Consider the following 8,080-nt stretch of genomic DNA (forward strand, 5'->3'; position numbering starts at 1 on the left):
GCGGCAGCGGGGCTATGCGGCATCTCTGGCAACCGGGTGTGTTGCAGCGGGCGCAACACTGGGCCAGTTGGTTCCGCCCTCAACGATCATCGTGCTCTACGCCATTCTTGTCGAAGAATCGATCGGCCAACTCTACATCGCGATCCTGCTGCCGGCGTTGCTCAGCATCATCCTCTATATGATCGCAATTGCAGTCATCGTGCGCCTCCAGCCGGACACAGCGCCGGGCCGTGATCCGTTTCACCTGCTTGAGCTCCTGGTGGCCCTGCGACAGGCGATCGGGGTTGTCATACTGTTCGCGGCAGTCATAGGGGGTATCTACGCGGGCATATTCACGCCCACTGAGGCTGCCGCTATCGGCGCAGTTTTCACCTTCGCGGTCTCGGTGCTGCGGGGCAAACTCAACCGCTCAACTATCTGGCTGGTGGCAAGCGAGACCACGCGCTCAGTCGCCATGCTCTATGTGCTGATTATCGGCGCGCTTCTCATGTCTTTCTTCATGTCGGTTACCGGACTGCCGTCGGTCGTGATCCAGGCGCTCGCAGCCAGCGATCTGACGCCATTGATGATCATTGGGATTCTCGTTGTCATCTTCCTGGTGCTGGGAACTGTGATGGACGCCACTGCCGTCATGATCATGACGGCGGGGATCGTTGCACCGCTTGTCGTCAGCCTTGGCTACAACCCCATTTGGTGGGGCGTGATGATGGTAGTGCTCGTCGAGATCGGCGTGGTTACTCCGCCCTTCGGCGTCAATCTCTTCGTCCTCAAGAGCTTTCAGAAGGACGTCAGTCTAACGACCGTCTATCGGGGGGTCATGCCATTCGTGGCTGCCGACCTGATCAAAGTCGTGCTCCTCCTGGCATTTCCCACCATCGCGCTTTGGCTTCCCATGACATCGCGCGCGCTGGGCTAACTGCGCGATCCATTTGCTAGAAGAAAGGAAATAACCCGATGAAGACGATTGGTGACTATCGGTATGTTGCTTGTGTGATGCCAATGAACCCCGACTTTTCCCTCGATGAGGCCGGGTTCCGAAAGTTCATTCGTCACTTCGCCGACAACCCCCGCTTCCGCAACGCAGGCGGGCTGTGCATCAACCCCGAAGCGGGGGAGATTTTCTACATGACACGCGCAGAGAAGCGGCGGGCGCTTGAGATCGCCATGGAAGAGGCCCAGGGCAAACTTCCGATCATTGCCGGCACCTGGGCTCTGACGACCGAGGAAGTGATAGAGACAGCCAAGGACGCCAAGGCGGTGGGTGCGGATGGCATCTTTGTAACTCCCCCCCAGGGCTTTGGTGACATCACCTCCTCATGGGATGCCGACAAGTATCCCGAGGTGTGGCTTGACCAGATCATCGAGCAGGACCGTGCGGTCGACCTGCCCATCGTGACCCATCCTGTGAGCGGGGGGCAGATGCCGTTCTATCCCGGACTTCCGCTCCAGGCGACGCTCAGGATCTGCAAGGAAGTTCCAAACGTTGTCGGTTGGAAGATGACCTATATGTATGATGGGTTCCGCATAATCGCGCGCGAGCTGCGGAAGCTCGATCGACACGTGGCCGTCATGGGCGCGCTCGGCTCCCGTTTTCACGAATACCGAGCGACAAATTCCTTTGACGGCACGCTGAGCGGATTCTGGAATTATGCGCTCGAGCCTATGCTCGACCATCTGGAGGCGTGGGACAATGGAGACCTCTCCGGCGCCAACGCCGTATGGGAGGGCGGGCTCTCCGACCTACAGAGCTATATTGCCGATTTCGGACGCCTGCATATTCGCTACAAGGTGGCGACATGGCTCGCCGGTCTCATCCAGAGCCCCCTGATGCGCAAGCCGATGCCAAGGCCGCTGCAGACCGAGATCGACACGATCTATGAGCTGTTGCAGCGCGCCAACGTCTCAGTGATCGATCGCAGGGAAACCAAGATCGCGGCGTGAATTGCTGCGATTGCCACGCGAACTTGTTGGGTGCCTCATCATGAGGCTCCCGCCAAGTTCAGGAACTCGAGGGGGAAGGTTTCCACCATGGACTTCCTTCCGCAGTCCGAGCGACCCATGCTTGCAGTTCCTGAACTACACAGTCCACCCACCCGGGGACACCCTGAAGACAGCGCCGGGGCTGACCTAAGCCCCAAGTTTCCTCCGGTCTTGGGGAGAGTCCTCGGGCTGATGTTTGGCCCGAAGCGGTCTGTTTCCAGTGCCAGTTGGCTGGCTGGGCGTGAGATTGCTCAGCAAGGAGTGTGTCAGGACCCGCAGCCTGGCAGTTCAGTGAAGGCGGTCCAGCGGCGTCGATGCCCTGTTTGGGTTGGAATCAAAGTGTAGCGGCGAAGCGAGGCCCATCCCCACCCGAGAATTGCCCGCTCCCGCCGGCGGCGAGTCCCGTCGCTCTCGACAGCCATCACCGCTGCTCGGTAGGGGAACCAACCGGGATCACTCATCGAAGTCCTAGGAGACCCCATCGGGTTCGATAGGGATGGCTCGGGGGTTCACAAGCACCCGGGGCACCGTCCTCCTCTGGCTTTGGGTCTCGACCGTCAAGGCCATACGCTCCCCGAACGCCCGCACGCTGCTTCGACCACTCGAGACTCAACCTTGCGCAGTCCGAGCTGCGCTCCGGCCAGCCGTAGTGTTGGCATACAGGTAGCCAACAACTCTGGTCTGCGGGCGGGGGCCGCTCGCCATTATCGCTCTTCGGTCAATGTCATCCCAAACACCGGCGCGGCGGTGCAATTTTTCTCATATCGGTCAGGTCGTAGAAAGACATTCTGCGCACGGCGTCTCCACCTCGCTATAGAGTAAAAGGATCGACCCCCTCCTTGTTTGCAGTTCCGCACGGAGGCGAACCCTCGATCCAATTGAGATCGAGTGAACGCCCGGCAAGCCAAGAACAAAGAAGGATACGAGCAATCGGCTGACGGTGGGAGCGTCACGGCCGGGGGTGCCCTTGAGCCGGAACTCGCTCGTATCGTCGACGCACTTGCCCGTGCAGCGGCACAGCGCGATCATGCAGTCTCTTCGGCAAACAGGGACCGGAATGCGTAAGGCCGTAATATACGCCCGCTACTCGTCGGATCTGCAGAGTGGCCGGTCGATCGATGACCAAGTGGCTCTTTGTGAGGAGTTTGCACGGCGGGAAGGACTTGACGTTGGTTGCGTCTACAGCGACAGGGCTTTGTCGGGAGCATCTACGATCGGCCGAAACGGTCTGCTTTCCATGATGGAGGCCGCCAGACGAGGCGACTTCTCGGTCTTGGTTGTAGAAGCGCTGGACCGCATATCACGCGACCAAGAGGATTTGGCGGGCGTCTACAAGCGCCTCAGTTTCGCTGGCATCGAGATTCGCGCGGTGCACGACGGAAAGGCGGACCAGATCCAGGTTGGAATACGCGGTCTGGTTGGCGCACTTTATCTGCAGGATCTCTCCAACAAGGTGCGTCGGGGAATGGCCGGGGTGACTCGAGACGGCCGCCATGCTGGTGGCCGCGCCTACGGATATAGACCCGTGCCTGGTTCACCAGGAGAGCTGACCATTTGTCCCGAGGAAGCCGGCGTCGTCCGCCGGATCTTCGATGAGTATGTCGCTGGCGCCAATCCACGCGCCATCGCCGCCAAGCTGAACGCGGAGCGCGTTCCGCCCCCGCGTGGCTCGGTGTGGTCAGCCTCGACGCTCAATGGCAATGCCGCCCGCGGTCATGGGATACTGGTCAATCCGATCTACGCCGGAAGGATCACTTGGAACCGGGTCCGGATGGTCAAGGATCCCGATACGGGCAAACGGGTATCCAGGGTCAACCCGCCAAACGAATGGCTCACCGCTGATGCGCCGCACCTTGCCATCGTCGATCCGTCTGTCTTCGAGCGGGCGCAGGAGCGCAAGCGTGCTCGGACACATGATGTTCCCGGTGGGAGAAGGGCACCTCGACGTCTCTTCTCCGGCCTGCTCAAGTGCGGTTGCTGCGGTGGTGGCATGTCGATCAAGGATCGAGATCACGGACGGCTCCGAATTGTCTGCACGAGAGCACGGGAAGGTTCCAGTTGCAAGAACCGCCGCGTCTTCTATCTGGACGAGATCGAGCAGCGCATCACGGCCGGGCTCCGTTCGCGCCTTGGGAGCAAGGTAGTAATCGCCCGATACCTCAAGACCTACAATGAGGAACGCCGACGCCTGGCGGGGGACCAAACCAGTCAAAGGGCCAAGATCGAATCTCGGCTCACGGCCATTGACCGGGACCTCGATCGCGCCACCGCTTTGCTCATCAAGGGGGTATTAGACGAGGAGAAGGGTGCGGCGCAGACCGCCGCCCTCCAAACCGAGAGGGCGACCCTTCAGTCGGAACTCGCGGCGCTGGGAAGCAAGCCTTCGACAGTGGAGTTGCATCCAACCGCAGTCTCGAGCTACCTGGGCTCCCTGGATGACCTCGATGCGGCACTGAGATCCCCGGACGGGACCGCATCCCCTGAGGCATTTGGCGCCGTTCGAGACTTGGTTCACCGGATAGTCATTCACCCCTGCAATGACGGAAAGACAGCCATTGAGGTCGAGGGGAGTCTGTCGCGCCTGATCGGGGGAAACCACTTCCCGACGGCAAGAGTGTCGGGGGGTGCGATGGTAGCGGAGGAGGGATTTGAACCCCCGACACACGGATTATGAGTCCGCTGCTCTAACCAACTGAGCTACTCCGCCCCGGGCGGCGCCGCGCGTTGCCGTGCCCGCCGAAACCCTGCCCCGGCCCGCCGCTGCGCAGGCGACCGGAACGCCGCGTGTTATTAGGTACGCCCGGTTTGAGTGTCAAGCACGCAACGCGCGGCCGCTGCGCGACGGGAGGGGGAGACGGGGGCGCCTCGCGGGTGGGCGGCCGCGGACCGGGCGTCGCCATACCGCCGCCCCGGGGCCGGCAGCCCCGGCCGGCGCCGGCGCGCCAATTGATCGCTCCCCCGGCCTCATTGCGGGGCCGGACGTTCGAGCAATGCGAACGCTCTGTCGTGCCAGCGGCGGTGACGGCCGCCTTTCTCGCGCCCTATCTCAATGCGACAAGGCCAGCGCAGAGGAGAACCCCGACATGAGCCTCACCCTCAAGGGCATCCACCATCTCACCGCCATCACCGCCCAGGCGGCCCGCAATGTCGACTTCTATACCCGGACCATGGGCATGCGTCTCATCAAGAAGACGGTGAACCAGGACGACACCTCCGCCTATCACCTGTTCTATGGCGACGCGGTGGCCTCGCCCGGCGCCGACCTCACCTTCTTCGACTGGCCGGTCGCCCCCGAGCGCCGCGGCACCCACGCCATCACGCGCACCGGGCTCAGCGTCGGCAGCACGGCCGATCTCGAGTGGTGGAAGGCGTACCTGGCCGAAAAGGACATCGCCACCGGCGAGATCGCCGAACGGGCCGGCCATGTCGGCCTCGATTTCGAGGATTTCGAGGGCCAGCGCTTTCGCCTCGTCGCCGACCCGGACAGCGCCGGGTCCCACCCGTGGCAAAAGAGCCCGGTGCCTGCCGAACGGCAGGTTCACGGGCTGGGCCCTATCACCATCTCGGTGCCCGATCTCAGGCGCACCGAGCCGATGCTTACCAAGGTGATGAACATGCATGAGGTGCGCAGCCATCCGGCCGGCGCCGGCATCGGCGAAACCCACGTCTTCGCCATGGGTGACGGCGGCGCGGCGGCGGAACTGCACGTCGAGATCAACCCGGACCTGGCTTTCGCGCAACAGGGCGCCGGCGGCGTGCACCACGTCGCCTTCCGCACTCCCGACAAGGCGGAGTTCGACCAGTGGGTCGAGCGCACGGCGAGCTTCGGCGTGCGCACCAGCGGCGAGGTCGAGCGCTTCTATTTCACCTCGCTGTATTTCAGGGAACCCAACGGCATCCTGTTCGAGATCGCCACGGACGGGCCCGGCTTCACCGCCGACGAGCCACTCGAGCACCTGGGCGAGCGGCTGGCCCTGCCGCCCTTCCTCGAGGGCCGGCGCGCCGCCATCGAGGCCGGCCTCAAGCCGCTCTCCTGACGGGCCGGGCGGCCCGCAGCCGGCAGCGGCGTGGCACACGGGGCGGGGCCGGCGGAAGACCCCGCCGGCGGCAGCGCGGTATCAGGCGCTACAGGCTCTCCACCGCCTGCTTGAGCAGTTCGCGCACTTCCATGGCGATCGGCTCGAGCCCGGGGTTGACCACCGCCGCCATCGACGCCACGGGATCGACGGCGGCCACCTCCGCCTTGCCGCCGCCGGCGTCCTGGACGATGACGCTGCATGGCAGCATGGTGCCGATCTTGTCCTCGCTCTGCAGCGCCCGGTGAGCGAATTTCGGGTTGCAGGCCCCGAGGATGATATAGGGGCGGAAATCCACGTCGAGCTTGTTCTTGAGGGTGGCCGCGACATCGATGGTGGTGAGGACGCCGAAGCCCTTGGCCTTGAGCGCCTCGGTCACGCGCGGCACGGCCTGGTCGACCGTCGCCTCGAGGGTCTTGCTGAAGTAGTAGCTCATTGGTGCAGTCATTCTCCACGGTACGACCCGCCCGCTTCGCCGGGCGGATGATGCTCAAAGGCAGGCTACGTGCCGGCGCCGGCCCGGTCTTTGATCCCCATCAAGCAGGCTGGCGTCAGCGGTCCGCCGTGCCGCTCGACACGAACCAGGCGACGAGCTCGGCGGCGTTGCCGACGCCGATGGCCTTCATCAGCCGGGCGCGGTGCGCTTCGACGGTACGGCGCGAAAGCCCGGTTTCGGCGGCGATCCGGGCGTTGGTCTTGCCCTGCGCCACCTGCGCCAGGATCTGGCGCTGGCGTTCGCTGAGGGCGCGGCCCGGCTGCGCGGCCGGCCGGTTCATCGGCTCGAAGCAGTAGATGGCCTCGGCGAAGGGGTCGCCGCCGCGACTGAGGCTGCGGCCGTTGACGCGGCACCAGAAGCGCTGCCCGTCGAGGCGCGCCATGACCCGCTCGTCATAGTAGACCTCCTGGCCGGCGAGGTTGGCGGCCCATTGCTCGCCGCGCCGGATGAAGTCCCCGATCTCCGGATACAGGCGGGCGAAGCTGCGTCCCACGATCTCGTCGCGCGTCGCGCCGAACAGCGCGGCGAAGCCGGCGTTGCAGTCGCGGATAATGCGGTAGGCGGCGTAGACCATCGGCACCGGCAACTCGGCAAGCGCAAAGCGCGGCGCCGTGTCGCCGACGGGGCTGGCGGGGGGCAGGGGGATTCGCGTCATCTATGGTATAAATACTACTCCAGCGCCGAGGGCGACAAGCCATACCTTCTCGGCGGTCTACAGGGAGGAACCCATGACGAACGTCGTCATCGCCGCTGCACGCCGGACCCCGATCGGATCGCTCAACGGGGCGCTGGCGCCACTGGCGGCGCACGAGCTCGGGGCCGTCGCCATCACGGCGGCGCTGGCGGACGCGCAGGTGGGGCCGGACGAAGTCAGCGAGACGCTGCTCGGCCAGGTGCTCGTTGCCGGGCAAGGCATGAACCCGGCGCGGCAGGCGGCGCGCCAGGCCGGCCTGCCGGATGCGGCGCCGGCCGCCTCGGTCAGCCAGGTGTGCGGGTCCGGGCTCAGGGCCGTGGCGCTCGCGGCCCAGCAGATCATGACCGGCACGGCGGACATCGTCGTCACCGGCGGCCAGGAAAGCATGACCAACGCGCCGCACGTCGCCGCCATCCGGCAGGGAAGGAAGATGGGCGACGTCGGCCTGCGCGACACGGCGATCGTCGACGGGCTCACCGACGTGTTCTACGGCTACCACATGGGGATCACCGCCGAGAACGTGGCGCGCCAGTACCAGGTGGGGCGCGAAGCGCAGGACGCCTTCGCGCTCGCCTCGCAGCGCAAGGCCTCGGCGGCCGTCAGGGCCGGCCGGTTTGCCGACGAGATCGTGCCGGTCGAGATCGCGACGCGCAAGGGGCCCATGGTGGTGGCCGAGGACGAATACGTGCGCCACGACGCCTCGGCCGAGGCCATGGCAAAGCTCAAGCCCGCCTTCATGGAGGGTGGCACGGTGACGGCCGGCAACGCCTCGGGCGTCAATGACGGCGCCTGCGCGCTGCTCCTCGCCTCCGAGGACGCCGCGCGCCGCCATGG

The 8,080-nt window shown here is 64.8% G+C and carries 7 protein-coding genes and 1 tRNA gene; 5 read left to right on the forward strand and 3 right to left on the reverse strand.

Translation table 11 applies throughout. The features are described from left to right. The 3 genes from VGD93_RS16135 to VGD93_RS16145 all read left to right on the forward strand — a co-directional run. On the forward strand, positions 1 to 916 hold a 916-nt coding region (locus VGD93_RS16135; RefSeq protein ID WP_395013190.1), incomplete at its 5' end, for a TRAP transporter large permease. A gap of 38 nt (positions 917 to 954) precedes the next feature. Further along, complete coding sequence (locus VGD93_RS16140) at positions 955 to 1,941, forward strand: dihydrodipicolinate synthase family protein (RefSeq protein WP_395013191.1); 987 nt, start codon at positions 955 to 957, stop codon at positions 1,939 to 1,941. A 1,096-nt stretch (positions 1,942 to 3,037) separates the two neighbouring features. After that, complete coding sequence (locus tag VGD93_RS16145) at positions 3,038 to 4,654, forward strand: recombinase family protein (RefSeq protein ID WP_395013196.1); 1,617 nt, start codon at positions 3,038 to 3,040, stop codon at positions 4,652 to 4,654. Here VGD93_RS16145 and VGD93_RS16150 read toward each other — a convergent pair. Then, positions 4,611 to 4,687: transfer RNA gene (locus VGD93_RS16150), tRNA-Met, on the reverse strand. The genes VGD93_RS16145 and VGD93_RS16150 overlap by 44 nt on opposite strands. Positions 4,688 to 5,063: 376 nt before the next feature. Between VGD93_RS16150 and VGD93_RS16155 the strand changes: the two genes are divergently transcribed. Beyond that, positions 5,064 to 6,017, forward strand: a complete 954-nt coding sequence (locus tag VGD93_RS16155) for a ring-cleaving dioxygenase (protein WP_395013192.1) — start codon at positions 5,064 to 5,066, stop codon at positions 6,015 to 6,017. Between the two features lie 88 nt (positions 6,018 to 6,105). On the opposite strand, the gene VGD93_RS16160 is transcribed toward VGD93_RS16155, so the two are convergent. After that, entirely contained in the window at positions 6,106 to 6,492 is a 387-nt protein-coding gene (locus tag VGD93_RS16160; RefSeq protein WP_395013193.1) for a DUF302 domain-containing protein, read from the reverse strand. Between the two features lie 115 nt (positions 6,493 to 6,607). Beyond that, entirely contained in the window at positions 6,608 to 7,207 is a 600-nt protein-coding gene (locus tag VGD93_RS16165) for a helix-turn-helix transcriptional regulator (RefSeq protein ID WP_395013194.1), read from the reverse strand. A gap of 73 nt (positions 7,208 to 7,280) precedes the next feature. On the opposite strand from VGD93_RS16165, the gene VGD93_RS16170 reads away from it, so the two are divergent. Next, positions 7,281 to 8,080, forward strand: an 800-nt coding sequence (locus tag VGD93_RS16170) for an acetyl-CoA C-acyltransferase (protein ID WP_395013195.1), incomplete at its 3' end; no start/stop codon positions are given.

Source organism: Devosia sp., from assembly GCF_036406155.1.
GTDB lineage: Bacteria > Pseudomonadota > Alphaproteobacteria > Rhizobiales > Devosiaceae > Devosia_A.